The sequence below is a fragment of the Pseudoalteromonas sp. ESRF-bin5 genome (assembly GCF_002632075.1).
In the GTDB taxonomy this organism is placed as follows: domain Bacteria; phylum Pseudomonadota; class Gammaproteobacteria; order Enterobacterales; family Alteromonadaceae; genus Pseudoalteromonas; species Pseudoalteromonas marina.
Map to the genome: position 1 here is coordinate 1 of NZ_NTLW01000103.1, position 18,417 is coordinate 18,417.

Consider the following 18,417-nt stretch of genomic DNA (forward strand, 5'->3'; position numbering starts at 1 on the left):
GAAGAGGGTTTAGACGGTTGAGCTTGAGATTTCTTGACCCATGCTCTAAGTGTTTCTGGGGTACATCCCAGTTTATCTGAAATCGATACTAGCGCAGCCCAAAGAGAAGGGTATTCATGCTGTTGTGTGGTAACAAGCCTAATTGCACGTTCACGAAATTCTGATGTATAGCGATTTGATTTTTTCATAGTTCCAGTTTCTCAAGTTATTGAGTCTCTGGCAAACACGGGGCGATTCAACATATTGATTTTGAACTTCTACAAATGTCATCTGGCCCTACAGCCATCAAAGACATTCCAAGCTTAAATAGCAATAAGTACATATATATCAATAAGGATGACCAAGGAGTTAATTTTCTAACTTATCTGCTATTTTCGGATCAAACTCTGTTGACTTATGTTGACCCGTTCAAAGACAAGCAATATAGAAACTTTGTTGATTTATTGGTGAATGAAGAAGAAATCAATTTCGGAAATTATGAAGAACATCAGCATGAGCATTTAAATTATTTGATAGATAACAATCATATATCTGTAGATGAAAATAATTGCGTTCAAGTTACAAATTGGAACCGAATTTTAATTTTAAGAGATGTTTTTAAAAATGAGGTCGCCTCGTTACATCATTATCCAGCCGATATTCAATACGAGGTTATGCATATGAGTAATGATGGAATAGTGTTTTTTGGAAGTTCACTTTTCGCAATACCTGAGCAAAATTACTTCAATTACTATTTAAACAAAAGTGAGTTTACAAACGGGCACGACTTAAGAAATAGCTATTTACATGGCACACAGGCAAATCCAACAGAAATTCATCTACATGAAAATTCCTATTTACTTTACTTAAAGCTTTTAATCTTAGTTATTTTTAAAATAGAAGATGATCTGTTTATTTATAAAAAGCTTAAGGCGGAAGAAGAATAACAGTTAGGAAGGATTGTAGTTCGTACTAATTTATATGGAAAAGCCAAAGGGGTCAAATCTTGACTTCGGACATTAGTGATCTAGATTTATAGTTTACTGCTTATGGAGTGAATTGCTATGTCTAGACCATTGCGAATAGAGTATGAGAATGCGTTTTATCATGTGATGAATCGTGGAGGAGGGCACGAAAATACCTTTTTGAGCGATGACGACTTTAAGTATTTTTTATACTGCATTGAGCAAGCAAGCCTTCGGTTTAATATTGAAGTGCATTCGTATTGTTTGATGACCAATCATTATCATCTGCTAATAAAAACTCCCGATGCTAACTTAGGCCAAGCCATGAAGCATATTAACGGCCTTTACACTCAATACTTTAATCGAACACATAACACAGATGGTGCACTGTTCAGGGGCCGATACAAAGCTGTGTTGGTTGATGCTGATAACTACTTATTGCATGTTAGCCGGTATATTCATCGCAACCCAATTGAAACGAGCACCCCATTGGTAGATGACCTTGCTAAGTACAAATGGTCTAGCTATTCAGCGTTTATTAAAAGTGGTGCGACACCTACATGGTTGGTTCGAGATTTTATATTTTCGCTGCAAGGTAAAAAGCGTAAGTATGCTGCATACAAGCAGTTTGTTGAATATGAGTGTAATGAAGAAGTAAGCGCTTTTTATGGTGCTAAAAAGTTATTGTCGGTGCTAGGCAGTGATGACTTTATTGAAAGCATTAAAGGCTATATTGCAACATCAAACAATGAAAGTAAGCTTGTCAGTAAAAGGCATTCAGCGAATGATGTAATTACCTACTTGGCTAACCACTTTAATGTTGAGGTAGATGATATAGTAATGGTTAAAAAGGGGCGAAAAGAAAAAAATTTACCCCGCTGGTATGCTATTAAATTGTGCCAAGATTTAACGGGATTAAATTTGCAGGCATTAGCAGATGTTTTTAATGTTAAACACTATTCGGCCATATCAAAAGCTGTTGGTAGATTAAATGCATTAATTATTGAGAATAAGCAGGTTGAATTACAGTGGGAAGCGCTTCGAGGTTGTTTGATGTCTGAAGTCAAGATTTGACTCCTTAATGAGATCTTTAATAAGAGGTTACTATGATTTGTAGGGTGTTTATTTTACTTTGCATTTTTTGCTTTAGCATTGGCTCGTTAAATGCCAGTGAAAAGGGAAAAACCATTACGTTTGCGGTTGGTCACGACCATGACAAAATGCTCATGGAGAATTACCCAATTTATTGTGCTAGTTGGCAATTTTTAAATCAAAGTTTAGCTAAACTAGGGTATGAAGTAGACGCCATTATTTTACCATGGGCGAGAGCGAACTATTATACTCAGTTAGGAAAAGCTGACGGTCTATTTTTAGCTGCTAACCTGCCAGGACGAGAGAAAGAAACCAAAGGGGTCAAATTTTGACTTCGGACATTAGTGATCTAGATTTATAGTTTATTGCTCATTGAGTTAATTATTATGTCTAGACCATTGCGAATAGAGTATGAGAATGCGTTTTATCATGTGATGAATCGTGGAATCAAAGGGGTCAAATCTTGACTTCGGACATCAAAGGTCTAGATTTATAGTTTACTGCTTATGGAGTGAATTGCTATGTCTAGGCCGCTGCGAATAGAGTATGAGAATGCGTTTTATCATGTGATGAATCGTGGAAGAGGGCACGAAAATACCTTTTTGAGCGATTACGACTTTAAGAATTTTTTATACTGCATTGAGCAAGCAAGCCTTCGGTTTAATATTGAAGTGCATTCGTATTGTTTGATGACCAATCATTACCATCTGCTAATAAAAACTCCCGATGCTAATTTAGGCAAGGCCATGAAGCATATTAATGGCCTTTACACTCAATACTTTAATCGAACACATAATACAGATGGTGCACTGTTTAGGGGCCGATACAAAGCCGTGTTGGTGGATGCTGATAACTATTTATCGCATGTTAGCCGGTATATTCATCGCAACCCAATTGAAACGAGCACCCCATTGGTAGATGACCTTGCTAAGTACAAATGTTCTAGCTATTCAGCTTTTATTAAAAGTGGTGCGACACCTAAATGGTTGGTTCGAGATTTTATATTTTCGCTGCAAGGTAAAAAGCGTAAGTATGCTGCGTACAAACAGTTTGTTGAATATGAATGTAATGAAGAAGTAAGCGCTTTTTATAGTGCTAAAAAGTTATTGTCGGTGCTAGGCAGTGATGACTTTGTTGAAAGCATTAAAGGCTATATTGCAACATCAAACAATGAAAGCAAGCTTGTTAGTAAAAGGCATTCAGCGAATGATGTAATTACCTACTTGGCTAACCACTTTAATGTTGAGGTAGATGATATAGTAATGGTTAAAAAGGGGCGAAAAGAAAAAAACTTACCCCGATGGTATGCTATTAAATTGTGCCAAGATTTAACGGGATTAAATTTGCAGGCATTAGCAGATGTTTTTAATGTTAAACACTATTCGGCCATATCAAAAGCTGTTGGTAGATTAAATGCATTAATTATTGAGAATAAGCAGGTTGAATTACAGTGGGAAGCGCTTCTAGGTTGTTTGATGTCTGAAGTCAAGATTTGACCCCTTAATGAGATCTTTAATAAGAGGTTACTATGGTTTGTAGGGTGCTTATTTTACTTTGCATTTTTTGCTTTAGCATTGGCTCGTTAAATGCCAGCGAAAAGGTTAAAACCATTACGTTTGCGGTTGGTCACGACCATGACAAAATGCTGATGGAGAATTACCCAATTTATCGTGCTAGTTGGCAATTTTTAAATCAAAGTTTAGCTAAATTAGGATATGAAGTAGACGCCATTATTTTACCATGGGCGAGAGCTAACTATTATACTCAGTTAGGAAAAGCTGATGGTTTATTTTTAGCTGCTAACCTGCCAGGACGAGAGCAATGGGCGGTTTTATCAAACCCAATTGGAATGGGAGTATTTGGTGCTTTTTATCATAAGGATAGAAAAGACGAACATGCTATTATTGCGGGTGTTCGTTTAGGTGTGCATGACAAAATATTAACTGGCTATAATACTTATGAGTTGTTAGAAGTTGCCACAGCTCAACAAGGGTTTAAACTGCTTTTTAACCAAAAAGTTGACCGCTTAATTATGTCAGAAAGTTATGGCAAGTATTTGTTGAGCACTGAGTTAATTGAATTTAAAAACGACATATTATTTGACTCTGATGTAATTGAAAAACGTTCAATTCATGTTGCATTTGCAAAAGACATTGCGAAAAGTTTGAAAGCTATGGCGGTAGTGAATAAAGCGATTGATTTAGGTATAAGCGATGGTACATACCATGACGTTATGACTAAAAATAAAGTACCTGAAAGTATGTTTTTGCCTAACCTTAATAAATAGTAATTATATTTTATATGTTTTTAAGAACGCCCCGTTGTGTCAGTTTTCTGCTGTTTAATGAGTGAAAATGTAATACTTGCCCTTAGTAACTCTATTTAACCCTCCTGCTGATGTAAGAGTTGATTTTGAAGCTAATAATAAATATTTTTCTATTTAACGATTCAAAAGCAATTTTTAACTAGTTATAAAAAGGGCAATAATATTGCCCTTTTTTACGCGCTTAAACTTATTTTGATAACTTATAGCGCGACTAAGCTTTGCTCTAGCATTGCCTTTATTTGGTTTACTATTTTAGCTTCTGTTTCGGGTTCGAATTGTTGTATACGTGGGGTATGAATATGCCCTGTAGGTATACTTGAATTAAGCGCATCACGAAGGCGAATACTTCGGTACGATATTTCGTTAGACAAGTATCCACCGCCGCCGCCATTAACCGCAATACTGTTTTTTAGCTCGCCGTACGAAGGCGCTTTATAGGTTTTTTCAAGCGTGGTGACTTCACGATTGTCGATAACTTTATAGGGGCCTTTGGCTTGTTGCATGTAACTTACAGGCAAGCTAAATTTTACAAACTCATTGCCCGGGAGTGGTCGGCCATTAAGTTTTGGGATTACTGGGCTTGTTTGCGTGCCGCCATACACAATATTGGCATTATCGGGGGCGGTTACACTGCGACGTTTACCCGGAAAGTGCTCTAAATCAAATTCTGTTCTGCCCATACTTACGGTGACTACCATGTCTACATTATTAAGTGCGTAGTAGGGGGCAAGTAGCGACTCTATTATTCCTTGATCGAAGTCTTCGTAGCGTACAGGCACCATAACGGTGTTAATTTCTGCGCTTATGCCGTTGTAATTAATAACTTGCCCGTCGAGTAATAACGCTGCAACACCTGAGGGGTTACTTTGGTTTATGTTTCTATCGAGTAAAAATGGGTCAAAGCCTGTAAGTAATATTTTTTTAGTGCTGCCTGATGAAAAAGCCAGATCGGTACGGCCTCTGCTGCCTTCCTCAAGTAGGGTTAGTAACGTATTGAGTTGAGCCTGCGTAATTGAAAATTTAGGCGGTGTTGTGCGTATTACTTTACTTGAAAGCAGGCGTGCCCAGTAGAGCTCTCGGTCGTCGTAGTTATTGGTATTTATTATGCGTTGCTTGGCGTTTTCCCACAGTTCAAAGCTAAAACGTTGTACTAATGTTTTTGCACTTTTAAAGTTGTTAAGCTCTTTAAATTGTTGCTCAAAACTTGATACTTGTGGGGTAAATGCTTTTAAAACATTGGGCATTGCTAATTGGGCTTTGTTGATACGCTGTTCTTCAACAGTTAAAGGATTACTTAAAGTAGCGAATGAAGAGGCAATTAAGCTGGTCGCTAATAATACTTTGATCATAATATTCCTAATATAAGGCTATTGTTTTATATGTAATTTACTATCCTACGATTGCTAATTTAGAGCAACCCATTAACGTTGAATCGACTGATATTTGCTTTTGTGATTAACTCACTTTGGTTATTGGATTTATAAAGCTAGCATTGAGTCTTTTTTATAAGAAAGTAATTGTGATGGTTACCTTTTACTCAGGTTATATAAATTATCTGGGTAATCGTACACAGTCTATTACAGGAATATAGTGAGCGTTCATACCTATATTGTTCAGGGTAATTATAGGCTGGTGGAGTGAGGGAGAAGTTAAACCTCTTGTAAACACTAACATTACAAGAGGCATTAATTTAAAACTTATTTGGATTGACGTTTGTCGAGAATATAACGAACTGCCATTCTTGCTACGCCGGCTCCAATGCCTGAAACTACCGCCCAAGTTACTGCTTCTTTAATATCTGTATTTTCGCTTGGCTTGTCTTTGGGGGCTGGTTCGTTGGTAACCTTTTCCCACGATTTTTGTAAAGTTTTCCTTGTTAGCATACCTGCAGAAGCTGCTGCCAAACCTATACCTATAGTCGTAATTAGTTGTTTATTACTCATAATGTTCTCCTTTTAATAACTATAAATAGACGTTATTTATGTTTAATTTTTAAAGTATGAACATGCGTAACAGCAATTTACGTTCCGAAAGGCAACATTGCCTATATTAAGTCGTGTTGAATATTGTTTATATAGTAAATACTTTTGCCCTATGAAAACTTGTTTTGTTAAATGTCATGCACCTACAGTCAAAAAATAATAATTTACTATTTTTGGTTAATGAAAAGTTAACAAAGTGGCTTTGTAATGACTGGGATAATTTACATTTCATGACACAGGAATAATAATGAATGATTTAATAAACGATATTGATGTTAATCAGTATCTACCCGCCGCACTTGAATGGTCTACTAATATTTTACTCGCAATTGTAATACTGCTAGTAGGTTTATGGTTTGCAGGAAAGGTTAGAAATTTAATTGTTGGCTTATGCCATAAATATACTCATTTAGATGATACGCTATTTCGCTTTTTAGGCAGTATGGCCCGTTACATTATTTTAGCATTTGTGTTTATTGCAGTGTTAAATCGTTTTGGTGTACAAACGGCTTCAATTATTGCGTTATTAGGCGCTGCAGGTTTAGCAATTGGTTTAGCACTACAAGGTGCTATGTCTAACTTGGCTGCAGGTGTAATGCTATTAATATTTAGGCCTTATAAGGTAAATGATTTTATTGAAGCCGCAGGTCGTTTTGGTAAAGTAACAGAAGTGGATATGTTTACGACTATTTTGCAAACGTTCGACAATCAACAAGTTATTATTCCAAACAGCCAAATTTGGGGTGCACAAATTATTAACCACTCGCATCACCCTATTCGTGGCGTAGATATGCATTTTGGTGTGGCTTACGATGAAAATACAGATGCAGTGCGTAGAGTTATTGATAGCGTGTTAGACAGCCATCCACATATTTTAAAAGATCCGGCCCCATTTGTTGAAGTTGAAACACTTAACAATAGCTCTGTCGACTTTTTAGTTCACCCTTTTTGTAAAGGTGAGCACTACTTTGAAATTTTATATACTGTGCCAGAGCTAATTAAAAAAGCACTTGATGAAAACAATATTGAGATTCCATTCCCTCATCGTAAAGTTATATTAGTAAACGAAAACAAAGATTAGTTAACCAGTAAGCCAATTTTAAAGTGCTTTTTAAGTGTTGAGCCTGGCTTACATAATAACAGTTGATAAAAAATAAAAGCCACTTTGCTAATAAATTTAAACAAAGCGGCTTTTTTATTACTTATTAATAACAAACTCTAATAGCCACTCAGTTTGTTTAGGGCTATTGCACTTCTTCGTCAGTGAATCTAAGTATATCGCCCGGTTGGCAATTTAAATGCTTACAAATGGCATTTAACGTGGAAAACCTGACTGCTTTTGCTCGTCCTGCTTTGAGCACTGATAGGTTTTGTGCCGTTATGCCAATAGCGTGCGCAAGTTCACTTGATTTCATTTTTCGTTTAGCAAGCATTACATCTAAATCAATAATAATAGGCATTAAATAACTAATTCTTGGTCTTGTTGAAGTTTATGGGCTTGTTTCATTATCCATCCGATAACGTAAATAATTAACCCCGATATAAGGCCTATTATATCGGTATCGCTAATTGAAACTACACGCTTAAGCTCTACGTCATCAATAATATTAATGATACTGAAAATTAAGGCAGGGTATAAGGCGACTATAAAAAACTGTAAAACCATTACTGCGCCTAACCATGAAAAACATTGACTATTCTTAGGGCCAAAAATACTGCCATTTCGATACAAGCTAAAAAGGCGTATTAAAATCGCATTTACCAGCAGTAAGAATGCGACTTGAACAAGTCCCAAAAATATAACAGGGTTGTAATTATTGCTTTTAAGGTATGAGGCTGCCTGTTGCCATGAGCCACTTACTTCTAGACCAATCCACATTTTTGTACCACTTTCGCTGCTATAATTTAATAGCTCTGTATTGCTCATTAATACCATGGCACTGCTGACCAACGTTATTAAAAAACCAAAGGCTAATAAAGTTAAAATAAAATTACTCATATATGTGATCTTTTTCATTGTGGTACGTTATTTTTTGTTATTTGAGATAATAGTACAGCATATTTTGATTTTAATTCAGCCCCTTTTAATGCATTACCGTGATGCATCCCTTTTGCTATATATAACTGTTTTTGACTCGATATAGCCTCTTTGTAGAGCTCCTTGGCTAATGAAATAGGTGTTTGCATGTCATTTTCACCCGTCATTATTAGTAGTGGTGATTTATAATCTTGCACCATTTTTAAATTGTTGATGGTTGTTAACTGTTTTGAAAAGTTAATATTTATAAATGGCTTTGCATACCATGGTATACGTGCGCTGGTCATTTGCTTTACGTTTGTAATACTGCCTTCAAGCACCAGACCATCAACAGGGCGCTGTGTTGCAATGTAGCCTGCAATCATGCTGCCCAGCGAGTGACCATGTAAAACGATTGGTATATTGCTTTGTTGTTTAGCAAAGTCGTAAATATCTAGCGCATCTTGTTTCATATTTTTTATGTTAGGTATGCCACTACTTTGCCCATACCCGCGATAATCTAACATTAAGATATTTACTTGCTGCTCGATTAGAATAGTGGCGGGTCCAGCGCTGTTTCTCTGAATAGTAAATTCGTTACCACCAAAATACACAACAGTAGCTTTTGGGTTTGCAATACTTAAATACGTGCCGCGAAGTGTATTTCCATCATGTGCAGATATTTCGATAGGTGTTATTTGTACTGAATTATTGATGGCTGAAAGTGTGCTTAACGTTATGTTTTTATTTGGTTTAATAAAGTGGGACTCACTAATATTTATTGTTTTACATGCTGTTTGGCTAAGTATTAGTAGTATCAAGATGATTAAATGTAAGGAGTGTTTCATATTTAGATCCATTAAATTAAAACACTAAAATGGCATTTTTATTATTGATAATCAATGTTTAATTATCGTTATTCGATAATTAAATAGTGCAGCTTTTATGATGGGTGGAAATTTTGTTACTTGCCACAGTATTTATACACTTAATATTCTATGAAGCGTTTTTAACATTATTTATAGCTAGTCTTTCATTGAACGCCATGCAAATGTTGAGGCGGCTATAACAATTGCAATGGCTATTCCTAAGTACAGGGTTTCTATTGTGCCGCCAAATTCAACTGCATGTTCTAAAAATAGTATGACAAGAACAACTGAGGTTACTTGTACGAGGGTTATTTTTAGATCGTGAAAGTCTTTAATATTAAAAGCGGCTAAAAACTTACTTTCTTTTGATTTAGCAGGCGATATGAATAAGCGGTATAAGCTAATGGCAATTACTTGTAGGGTAATACCGATTAATAGTAAATCGAGAATTTTAAGTAGTTCAACTATGAGGGCTTTACCTGCTTTTGCAGAATCTGGTAGGTCGAGAATGGTTGAAACCACTATATTAAAAACAATATTAATACACGAAACATAAACAAGAAGCGATGATAATGCTGCGGTAATAACCGCGATGACAACTAAAAAACGACTGGTTTGGAATATATTTTCCATGCTGCTCAACTTTATAATTAGACGTAACTTATACGAAGCATAGTATATGTTAGATCCCTAAGTTACTATTTAAACAGAGTAACTAACGCGAGACCATATTGAATTACTTAGCCCATCTTTATTTTGCAAAGCCAACGGCTGATTCTCATTTTGGAAACTTATTGGGCGATTTTGGTGGCCACAGGCATGTGGCGCAACTTAGTGAGCCTGTAAAAAATGCGCTTAGTAATCACTATTTAGTTGATAAATTTACCGACTCTCACCCAATTGTTAAAGAAGCAAAACAGTATTTTTCACCAATGCGCAGGCGCTTTGCTGGTGTGGCAGTAGATGTTGTGTTTGACCACTTTTTAATTATGCATTGGCAACGGTTTAGTGATCAGCCCTTGAGTGATTTTAAACGTAACAGTTTTGGGCTTTTAAATCAGCGGTTAGCTCACATGCCGCCGCGTATGCAGCGGGTTGTTACTAGTATAACTAAACACGATTGGTTTAAAGATTACGAAACCATTAATGGTGTGGGGGCTGCGTTGGATAATATTGCTGATCGTATTCGTTTTGCCAACCAATTTACTGGCGCTGCTGAAGATATAAAGCGCCATTACAACCAATTAGATGCCGCTTTTTTAGCGTTTTTTCCAGAATTAATAGCGCATGTAAAAGAGTTTAATACTGAACGCACTTGAGCTTTGTTTGTAATTACAGGCAAAGGTTTTTGTTAATGCTGTTTAGTCGTCTGGGCCGTTTAAGGTAAATTTTAGGTGCTTTCGCATATCTTTTAAAATAACGCCTTTTTTAAGCATTGCGCCGCTTAATCGTTTTTGCCATTTTAATATGTCAGGCTCGGCGGCATCAAGGGTTTGCTGGTTTTCAAACTGAAAACACATAAGTAACGAGCCTGGGAATAAGTGATACTCCACGTCAAACCAACATTGCAGCATACCGGGTAGTTCGGCTCGGCCTTGCTCTTCTATTTTATCGGCAACGTTAAGCACAAGCGCTTGTTGTTTTTCTTGCACTTTAGATAGTTTTTTCATTGTAGTGTTCCACTTGAGGGCATAATAATAGCCAGAGTGAGTCATTATACATAAGCTTTTAATGGCCAACACCTTAAAGCTAAGTTAATAATAATTTAGGTATAAATATAAGCTTAAACGCAGTAACTTTACTCGCTGCTTTTAGCATGGTTAACTTGGCGCTGCTTTTGTAAAGTGGGGTAAATACGCAAACAATAGTCATTAATTACGCCTGTTTTGTGTATAACAATAATAATTGCAGCCACTAAAGTGTTATTAATTAATGATTAAGAGACGTGATAACGCAAGTTAAACGTAACGCTATGGTAGCAGTTTTAATATGTATAAAGGCGTTGTTTTTAAAATTTAAAAAGGAAGTTGTGTTGTGAAAAATATGGTTGTTTTACTTTTAGGTATGTGGTTTTTAAGCGGGTGTACGACTACCAATAACATTGAGTTTCCTGATGTTGAAAACAACGTTGCTTACTCTAAAGTAGCGTCGCTTGATTTTGTAAATGCAAATGAAAAAGTACCTTACGGGAGTGATGAATCACAATTTGCATTACTGTGGCGCGCCACGCAAGCTGAGCAAAGTACATCAAAGCCGTTAGTTGTATTGCTACATGGTGGCTGTTGGCTAAGTGCATACGATATAAAACACACCTATGCATTAAGCACGGGCTTAGCACAAGCAGGATTTAATGTGTGGTCGGTGGAATATCGCCGCAGTGGTAAAAGCGGTGGTGGCTGGCCTGTAACTTTTGGCGATATTAAAGCCGGTATTTTAGCATCCAGTGTCTACAACAGTGGCGAATTTAAATTGAATAATACAGTGGTTATTGGGCACTCGGCTGGTGGTCATTTAGCGTTACTAGCGGGTGGACAAATGAGTGAATTAAAAGGCGTAATTGGCCTTGCTCCCATTACCGATATTAAAGCCTATGCGGCAGGTACAAATAGCTGCCAAAAAGTCACTAAAGATTTTATGCAAGGTATGCCAAGCGATAAACCTAACGAATACACTCAGGCCAACCCAAGTGAGCAACCATTGCATCAACAAAGCATTATTTTACAAGGTGCGAATGACAGCATTGTTCCTGCGTATAATTTAGAACAGCTTAATAGACCAGTAGATTTACTCGAAGGGGTGGGGCATTTTGATTGGATACACCCAGGTTCTGCTGCTTTTAGCACCTTAGTTAAACATTTAAACGGAATCGATAAATGAATTTTGATGATATTGTAGCGCTTGATAAAGCTGATGTATTGGCAGGCAAGCGTGATGAATTTGATTTACCCGCAAACACTATTTATTTAGATGGTAACTCGCTAGGTGCTTTACCTAAAGCGGTTAAGACCAGAGTGGCGCAAGTAGTGAGCGAGCAGTGGGGGAGCCATTTAATTAGGAGCTGGAATGATCACCAATGGATTGATTTACCTACACAGGTTGGCGAAAAAATAGCGCCCATAATTGGTGCTGAAAAAGGCCAAGTCATTTGTTGTGATTCGATTTCAATAAACTTATTTAAGCTTTTAAGCAGCGCGCTTATGTTAAACACTGGCCGTAGTAAAGTGTTGTCGACACAAGATAATTTTCCGACCGATTTATACATGGTGCAAGGTTTAAGCGATTTATTAGGTACTGACTTATGTCAATTAAAACTAGTTGAAGAGCAATATATTGAACAAAACTTGACTGACGATATAGCGGTATTGTTACTTACCCAAGTTAACTTTAGAACTGGTAAGCTTTTGAATATGCAAAAACTTACTGAGCTTGCCCATAAAAAAGGTATTTTAGTAATATGGGATTTAGCACACAGTGCAGGTGCGTTGCCGGTTGAGCTGGATAAATGCAACGTTGATTTTGCAGTAGGCTGTGGCTACAAATATTTAAATGGTGGCCCTGGCTCACCTGCCTTTTTATACGTTGCCAAGCGCCACCAAAGTGCCGTTAAACAGCCATTGAGTGGTTGGATGGGGCATGCAAAGCCATTCGCGTTTGATGCTCAATACGAGTGTGCAGCAAGTATTAATCAGTATTTATGTGGTACGCCAAGTGTGATTGCTATGAGTGCGTTAGACGCTGCACTTGATGTGTGGGAAAGCGTAAAAATAAGCGATGTGAGGGCTAAGTCGATTGCTTTAGCCGATGTGTTTATTGCTTTAGTGCATTCGCATGCTAGCTTGGCTGATTTGCGCTTAAGCTCTACTGAAGATTCAATCCAACGCGGAAGCCAATTGGCTTTTTCGCATAATCACGCATTTGCTATTTGCCAAGCATTAATAGAAAAAGGCGTTATTGCTGATTTTAGAGCGCCTAATATTTTACGGTTTGGTTTTACGCCTTTGTACACCTCGTTTGAAGATGTGTGGAACGCGGTAAATACGTTAGTTGATGTAGTTACAACAAAGTTATACGCCGAGCCACGGTTTAACTTGGCGGGTAAAGTAACTTAATAAAGCGGGCTAATTGCTTTGGTTTATTTTGCTTAAGCAATTAGCCTCCAGCTGTATTATAAGTTTGCCATTAACTATTGAAATTTAAAGTTTTTCATTGTGTGTTGCAGGGTTTCAGTGTTGAGTCGCATTTCATTAAATATTTCTTCTTGCTTACGTGCTGCTTCAACTTCGTGGTTGGCGTATTCAAATACGCTTGCAGCATCCACTGCTATATTCGACGCAACTGCCGACTGTTGTTCTGCGGCTGATGACACGTTCATGGCTAAGTTTTCGAGTACTTTACTTTGTGCATGCACTTGCTCGGATACCGCTCTTGCTTGATCAAATCGTTCTAATGTGGCTTTTGATAATTTAGTACTTGCCACAATAGAGCTAACTACTTGGTCGCTGATAGACTGTAACTCGCCGAGCAAAGACGAAATTTTTTCTGATGATTCTTTACTGTTTCCGGCAAGGCTTCTTACTTCGTCGGCAACAACGGCAAACCCTCTACCATGCTCACCTGCTCTTGCTGCTTCAATAGCGGCATTGAGCGCTAGTAAATTAGTTTGCTCGGCAATGCTACTAATTGAATCTAAAATGGACGATATGCTCGCTACCTGCTGATCCATTTTACTTACCACTTCTTCTACGTCAGACATCCCCGTTGCAAGCTCAGTAATTGAGCTTTGGCTGAGTTTGTTATCTTCTATCAACAGATTGGCTTGTTTGTTTAACTCGTCACTAGAGCTGAGAGTTTCAGAAGCTGAGCCTGCTATTTCGCGGCTTGTTGCGGCCATTTCTTCTATTGCGGTGGCTATATTACTCGCCATAGCCAATGTTTTGTTTGAATCATCAAGGACTGTTTTTGTTGCATTACTCATATCTTCACTGAGTTTTGAGCCCGAATTTATTGAGTGGTCGAGCCCTAATAGCAGGTCTTTAAAAGCGAAAATAGTATTGTGGATAGCATTTGATATTTCGCCGAGTTCATCTTTACTTTTGAGCCTTATATCTATTGTTAGGTCGCCTTTTTCGGCTTTAAGTAAGAGTGACGTTAGTTGGCTTAATTCCTTTTTGAGAGTACTTAATAAATGAAAGTTTAAGTATGCGATGATCACAAGTGTAACCAAAAAGTAGATAATAGTGAGTGTAAGCGTTGTATCGGCCGCTTCTTTTAGTTCAAGGCCATCTTTGTCAACAGTACTCCATTGGCTGTCTAGTACTTTTTTAATTTGAGTTATTTGTTGTGTTGCCATTGGAAACCACACAGAGGCTGCCGGCAAAGCTGTAAAGTTGGGCGATTCTGTGTTGAGCAATGTGTTTGTTATTGCATTAATTTTACGTGAGTCAGCGCTTTGTATAATGCTGTTAAAGCTTTGTAATTGTTGGCCTTGCAAATTAGCTATTAAATATTGGTTGAGTAAATCTATTTCTGAATTGTATAAGGCAATATTTTGCTGTGTAACACTCGTTAACTGCTTTTTAGCTAAAGTGCCATTTATTTTCCCCCTATTTTGGCCCAAACGTTCTTTGTATTGCGCGAGCAAAAAAGCAATGTTTAGATCTTTAGATAATACCGGGTGCTTTATTTGGCTACTCAGGTTAGCCGCTACATCGAGTGCAATTTGATTTAATTTACTGTAAAACGCGAAAGCACCGGGGGCTGCTTTATTATCAACCTGGGTACGTAATGCCGCTTTTTTTGCATTGTGATCAAAAAGAATACTTAAATTTTTAGAGACCTTTGTAGAGTTTTTAGTTAGTTGATCACTTACCGACTCTAAATGCTGTATTGAAGCATCTGCTTTTTGGCGTTGCGCGAGCACTTTGTTTTTAGCCTCGGCTGAACCACTTCCTAAAAAGCCTGCAGTTAACCCTCGCTCTACAGCATGGTTATGTGCCACTTTTTCCAGTGCATCTAACAAGCTAATTAATGCAATATCTTGCTGCAGTGTTTGCGACTCCTGCCATTTATTCGCTATGTTTTGTATCAGCAATATAAAAATAAAAACCATTAATATGATTGATGTTAACAAAGAGAGTTGAATGATAGATAGTCGGCCAAGTAAGCGATTCATAGGGTTAGTCCTGTTGTGTATTTATCTCGGTATTTTGGCTAAACAAGGGTTAAGCAAATAAATAGCCATTAACTATTTAATACATAAAGCTTAGTGTAGTTTTTAATAAATTCACTTGAATACGTGAGTTAATTTAGTAAATGATGCTATGTGTGAGGTACTTAATCGCGGCTTGTTTACAAATCATTGCATTTTTGTAACCGTTTTGGTGGTGGTTACCTTGTTATTGTTTTGCTTAAGTTGAGATAATGCTAGGTGAACCAATTTAACGGACTAATTAAAATGAATAAATTTATACTTACCCCGCTTGCTATTACACTTTCTTTAACGCTTAGCGCATGTGGTGGCTCTTCATCAGAAAGTAGCTCTGGCGGCTCGTCAAGCGGTGGCAACACAGCCCAACTTCAAACTATTGCTTTACAAACATTAACTCGCGAATGCGGGGCTGATTCTGCGTATCAAGCAGATGTTGTTTTTCATAATGATGACGGCGATGCTATTGGTTCTGTTAAAACCGATGCAGAAGGTAAATTTTCAGGTGAGTTACCCTCAGGCACCAAGCATGTATCAGTATTAGGTGATGTGTTTGATGAAGAAGACGGTGGTTATAAGCAAATTATCACTGAGCTTGATATTGAAAATAGAACTAATTTAGGCACCTTTTATTTTAATGATTTCACAGGTGATTGTGGATGTACTGAATATAGTGTTGATACAACAGCGCTAAGTACGATTGCGTCTGATTACACAATATATCAATCACAAGGTAACGAAGTTTCGGGGTCTGTAAATGTTTGCCCGAATGATAATAAGCTTTATTTAACGGCGCTTTCTAGTTACTCAGTTGATGCAAAAGCTGCCGTTATTGATATACCGGTAAACTCATCAGTTATTACCCTAACAGATGAAGATTTTATTCATGACGGTGTTGAAGTTCCTGTTCAATTAGATATTGATGCAGATTATGCTAGTACTCGAGGTTATATAGAAGCTGATAATACGTATAGGTTTGTTCAATATAGTGGTTCTGAAATATCAAACACGCTTTTTGTATTCCCAACAGTAACTGAGCATAATTTTTATGTGCAACTTGATTTTATGTCAGACCTTATGAATGTAGATGGTGTTGATGTTGAGTTTCAAAGCTATGCCCGAAGCGCAGTAGATACTAATGGTGATTATCAGCTGACCACACTTCCGATCGTTACTGACGATTTAGGATTTAGTTTACTTCAATTTGCTGAAAACAATGATTCAAGTTTTGACTTTGGTAATGTTGACAATCGGTTTGCTCGCACAATATGGGATTACAGCTTTTTAGTTGATGATTCTGCTGAAAGCCGATTTGATTGGACAATAAAAGCGGGCATAAGTGGTCAAATTCCAGATTTGTCTTTTGGTAGTGTGTTCCCTGAACCCACTGATGAGGTTATTTTAGAAGAGTTAACGGTATTGCTTTATGGCTATGCCGGTAATGCAACCGATGCAAACAGTTATGCAAAACTTTTAGATACGATGTCTGAAGGTGGGCATTTAACTAAGCCAGAGTTTAGTAATTATGTATATACATTTGTGAGTGCTGAAATATATTAGTCATTGCGTTTAGTTATGTATTAAAAGGCCACACTTGTGGCCTTTTAAAAATAATGTTTTAGCTTTCGGTCGACGTAAAAAGTTTATTGGGTAAAATCAATATTCTCAATTAGGTGTACCGTAACATCAGCACTGCACGTTACTGTTAAGTTACTTGCTTTAGTTGGTAGTGTTTGGCATTGCAAGTTTTTTACTTGTGCAATTCCAGCTGTTTGTGCGACGGCCTTTTCAGAAAAATCCTGTCTTGAATAGCGTGTGTTACTTTTGTTTGAGTCAACATTAATAACAGTCGTATTAGTCTTCGATGTTGAAGCAATAACAACACCGTTTACTTCCTCTGTAGCTAGTTGAACTATTTCTTTTTTGGCGCGTTCTCTTAAGCTTTTTACAGTTTCCTCATCATTACCCATCACCGTGGTAGATCTGTTTAATGTTTTAACAATAGGGTTATTATTAATATCTTTTTTGTAATGTATTTTAAAGCTACCACTCGATTTTTCGGTTTGCTGAGGTTTTATTTTATTGCTTTCAGCTAAAGGAATAACGATGTCGTATTCATTATTTTTACTGGAAGCACACCCCGCTAAAAAAGTAACTAGGATTAGCGGTAATATTTTCATTTTAGGCCTCTTTGTTTTTTATGCGCATCACTTAATACTTTGTAGTCTTCCACCTCTTTTATTGAATCAAGAATATCAAAGTTTCTAGGATCAATAAGATTCGCTTTTGTCATTAAGTCATAAGCTTCTGTATGTTTGCCCTGCATTAATTTTATTAAACCTTGGTTGTGAAGGGCTATGGCTTGATCTTCAATTGAATTACTATTTTGAGCAACTTGTTCAAAAATACTAAAAGCTTGGCTTAAACGGTCTTTTTTTACATACTCTATACCTAAATCAATATTTTCATCTTCCCCATTTAGGTAATTAAGTTTTACTAAAGAACGATATGGGGAAACTTGTTTAACAACAAAGTCAGCCGCCTTTTCTATTAAAAAGTCAGCAACTTCAGAGTCGGTCCGGAGCTTATCTTTTGCTTTACTTCTATTTTCGCTTGAGCTTTTTTCTTTACTGTAAGTAAATGTTTCAGAGGCACTATTTAGTGTTTGCTGGCCATAAATAACGTAATAAGTTAGGGTTAAAGTTTGTTTAACCGATGCATGATAGCTGTACCACGTTTCTTTTTTTCCTTCATGCTTTTCACTCCATGAATTACGCTCTACTCGAGATGGTGAAATTTCACCAACCAGCTTATAGGGGGAATTGGCATGTACCTTTACATATCCATGTCTCATTAATTTAGATTTTATTTTTGCCGAAAGCGCATTTCCCTTAATGTTATATTTATCGCCGTTAAAACCAACTACAGCAATATGATCAAGAGCAAGGCCTGACTTACTAGGCATATTCATTGTTGAATCAA

The 18,417-nt window shown here is 37.0% G+C and carries 21 protein-coding genes; 10 read left to right on the forward strand and 11 right to left on the reverse strand.

Features of this window, described 5'->3' with window-relative positions; translation table 11 throughout:
- On the reverse strand, positions 1-188 hold a 188-nt coding region (locus tag BCG07_RS05230), incomplete at its 3' end, for a transposase (protein WP_286889106.1).
- Between the two features lie 75 nt (positions 189-263).
- Here BCG07_RS05230 and BCG07_RS05235 point away from each other — a divergent pair.
- The 5 genes from BCG07_RS05235 to BCG07_RS05255 all read left to right on the forward strand — a co-directional run bounded on the left by BCG07_RS05235 (position 264) and on the right by BCG07_RS05255 (position 4,323).
- On the forward strand, positions 264-926 hold the full coding sequence (locus tag BCG07_RS05235) for a hypothetical protein (RefSeq protein WP_286889107.1): 663 nt from the start codon (positions 264-266) through the stop codon (positions 924-926).
- Positions 927-1,043: 117 nt separating this feature from the next.
- Entirely contained in the window at positions 1,044-2,018 is a 975-nt protein-coding gene (locus BCG07_RS05240) for a transposase (protein ID WP_277054055.1), read from the forward strand.
- Between the two features lie 32 nt (positions 2,019-2,050).
- Positions 2,051-2,368 (forward strand): hypothetical protein, encoded by a 318-nt coding sequence (locus BCG07_RS05245; protein ID WP_286889109.1) that lies wholly within the window; start codon positions 2,051-2,053, stop codon positions 2,366-2,368.
- Positions 2,369-2,557: 189 nt separating this feature from the next.
- Entirely contained in the window at positions 2,558-3,532 is a 975-nt protein-coding gene (locus BCG07_RS05250; RefSeq protein WP_286889111.1) for a transposase, read from the forward strand.
- A gap of 44 nt (positions 3,533-3,576) precedes the next feature.
- The gene (locus tag BCG07_RS05255) at positions 3,577-4,323 is read left to right on the forward strand and encodes a substrate-binding periplasmic protein (RefSeq protein ID WP_238530290.1); all 747 of its coding nucleotides are present in this window, start codon (positions 3,577-3,579) and stop codon (positions 4,321-4,323) included.
- A 239-nt stretch (positions 4,324-4,562) separates the two neighbouring features.
- Here BCG07_RS05255 and BCG07_RS05260 read toward each other — a convergent pair whose 3' ends face one another.
- On the reverse strand, positions 4,563-5,711 hold the full coding sequence (locus tag BCG07_RS05260; RefSeq protein ID WP_008128806.1) for a PA0049 C-terminal domain-containing protein: 1,149 nt from the start codon (positions 5,709-5,711) through the stop codon (positions 4,563-4,565).
- A 348-nt stretch (positions 5,712-6,059) separates the two neighbouring features.
- Positions 6,060-6,305 carry a DUF4235 domain-containing protein gene (locus BCG07_RS05265; RefSeq protein ID WP_008128807.1) on the reverse strand — a complete coding sequence of 82 codons (246 nt, stop codon included), beginning with the start codon at positions 6,303-6,305 and terminating at the stop codon, positions 6,060-6,062.
- 286 nt (positions 6,306-6,591) lie between these two features.
- Here BCG07_RS05265 and BCG07_RS05270 point away from each other — a divergent pair, with 286 nt between their 5' ends.
- Positions 6,592-7,425: a mechanosensitive ion channel family protein gene (locus tag BCG07_RS05270; protein WP_008128808.1), complete on the forward strand. Its 834-nt coding sequence runs from the start codon at positions 6,592-6,594 to the stop codon at positions 7,423-7,425.
- A gap of 163 nt (positions 7,426-7,588) precedes the next feature.
- Here BCG07_RS05270 and BCG07_RS05275 read toward each other — a convergent pair whose 3' ends face one another.
- From BCG07_RS05275 to BCG07_RS05290, 4 genes are all read right to left on the reverse strand, one after another.
- The gene (locus BCG07_RS05275; RefSeq protein ID WP_008128810.1) at positions 7,589-7,804 is read right to left on the reverse strand and encodes a helix-turn-helix domain-containing protein; all 216 of its coding nucleotides are present in this window, start codon (positions 7,802-7,804) and stop codon (positions 7,589-7,591) included.
- Entirely contained in the window at positions 7,804-8,343 is a 540-nt protein-coding gene (locus BCG07_RS05280) for a DUF2975 domain-containing protein (protein ID WP_008128811.1), read from the reverse strand. Before BCG07_RS05280 ends, BCG07_RS05275 begins: the two co-directional genes overlap by 1 nt.
- A gap of 14 nt (positions 8,344-8,357) precedes the next feature.
- On the reverse strand, positions 8,358-9,209 hold the full coding sequence (locus tag BCG07_RS05285) for an alpha/beta hydrolase (RefSeq protein ID WP_008128812.1): 852 nt from the start codon (positions 9,207-9,209) through the stop codon (positions 8,358-8,360).
- 177 nt (positions 9,210-9,386) lie between these two features.
- The gene (locus tag BCG07_RS05290) at positions 9,387-9,863 is read right to left on the reverse strand and encodes a YqhA family protein (protein WP_006794802.1); all 477 of its coding nucleotides are present in this window, start codon (positions 9,861-9,863) and stop codon (positions 9,387-9,389) included.
- A 98-nt stretch (positions 9,864-9,961) separates the two neighbouring features.
- On the opposite strand from BCG07_RS05290, the gene BCG07_RS05295 reads away from it, so the two are divergent.
- On the forward strand, positions 9,962-10,549 hold the full coding sequence (locus BCG07_RS05295; protein WP_286889118.1) for an acyl carrier protein phosphodiesterase: 588 nt from the start codon (positions 9,962-9,964) through the stop codon (positions 10,547-10,549).
- A 42-nt stretch (positions 10,550-10,591) separates the two neighbouring features.
- Here BCG07_RS05295 and BCG07_RS05300 read toward each other — a convergent pair whose 3' ends face one another.
- On the reverse strand, positions 10,592-10,900 hold the full coding sequence (locus tag BCG07_RS05300; protein WP_006794804.1) for a hypothetical protein: 309 nt from the start codon (positions 10,898-10,900) through the stop codon (positions 10,592-10,594).
- Positions 10,901-11,264: 364 nt separating this feature from the next.
- Between BCG07_RS05300 and BCG07_RS05305 the strand changes: the two genes are divergently transcribed.
- Both BCG07_RS05305 and kynU read left to right on the forward strand, forming a co-directional pair.
- The gene (locus BCG07_RS05305; protein WP_353743791.1) at positions 11,265-12,107 is read left to right on the forward strand and encodes an alpha/beta hydrolase family protein; all 843 of its coding nucleotides are present in this window, start codon (positions 11,265-11,267) and stop codon (positions 12,105-12,107) included.
- On the forward strand, positions 12,104-13,339 hold the full coding sequence (kynU, locus tag BCG07_RS05310; RefSeq protein WP_008128821.1) for a kynureninase: 1,236 nt from the start codon (positions 12,104-12,106) through the stop codon (positions 13,337-13,339). Before BCG07_RS05305 ends, kynU begins: the two co-directional genes overlap by 4 nt.
- 74 nt (positions 13,340-13,413) lie before the next feature.
- Here kynU and BCG07_RS05315 read toward each other — a convergent pair whose 3' ends face one another.
- Entirely contained in the window at positions 13,414-15,402 is a 1,989-nt protein-coding gene (locus tag BCG07_RS05315; protein WP_286889121.1) for a methyl-accepting chemotaxis protein, read from the reverse strand.
- A gap of 282 nt (positions 15,403-15,684) precedes the next feature.
- On the opposite strand from BCG07_RS05315, the gene BCG07_RS05320 reads away from it, so the two are divergent.
- Positions 15,685-16,995, forward strand: coding sequence for a hypothetical protein (locus BCG07_RS05320; protein ID WP_286889122.1), 1,311 nt, complete (start codon positions 15,685-15,687; stop codon positions 16,993-16,995).
- Between the two features lie 83 nt (positions 16,996-17,078).
- Here the strand turns inward: BCG07_RS05320 and BCG07_RS05325 are convergent, their stop codons facing one another.
- Both BCG07_RS05325 and BCG07_RS05330 read right to left on the reverse strand, forming a co-directional pair.
- Positions 17,079-17,615 carry a hypothetical protein gene (locus BCG07_RS05325; protein ID WP_286889124.1) on the reverse strand — a complete coding sequence of 179 codons (537 nt, stop codon included), beginning with the start codon at positions 17,613-17,615 and terminating at the stop codon, positions 17,079-17,081.
- Positions 17,612-18,417 (reverse strand): tetratricopeptide repeat protein (locus BCG07_RS05330; protein ID WP_286889125.1); only part of this gene is annotated, 806 nt, incomplete at its 5' end. The genes BCG07_RS05325 and BCG07_RS05330, both read right to left, overlap by 4 nt.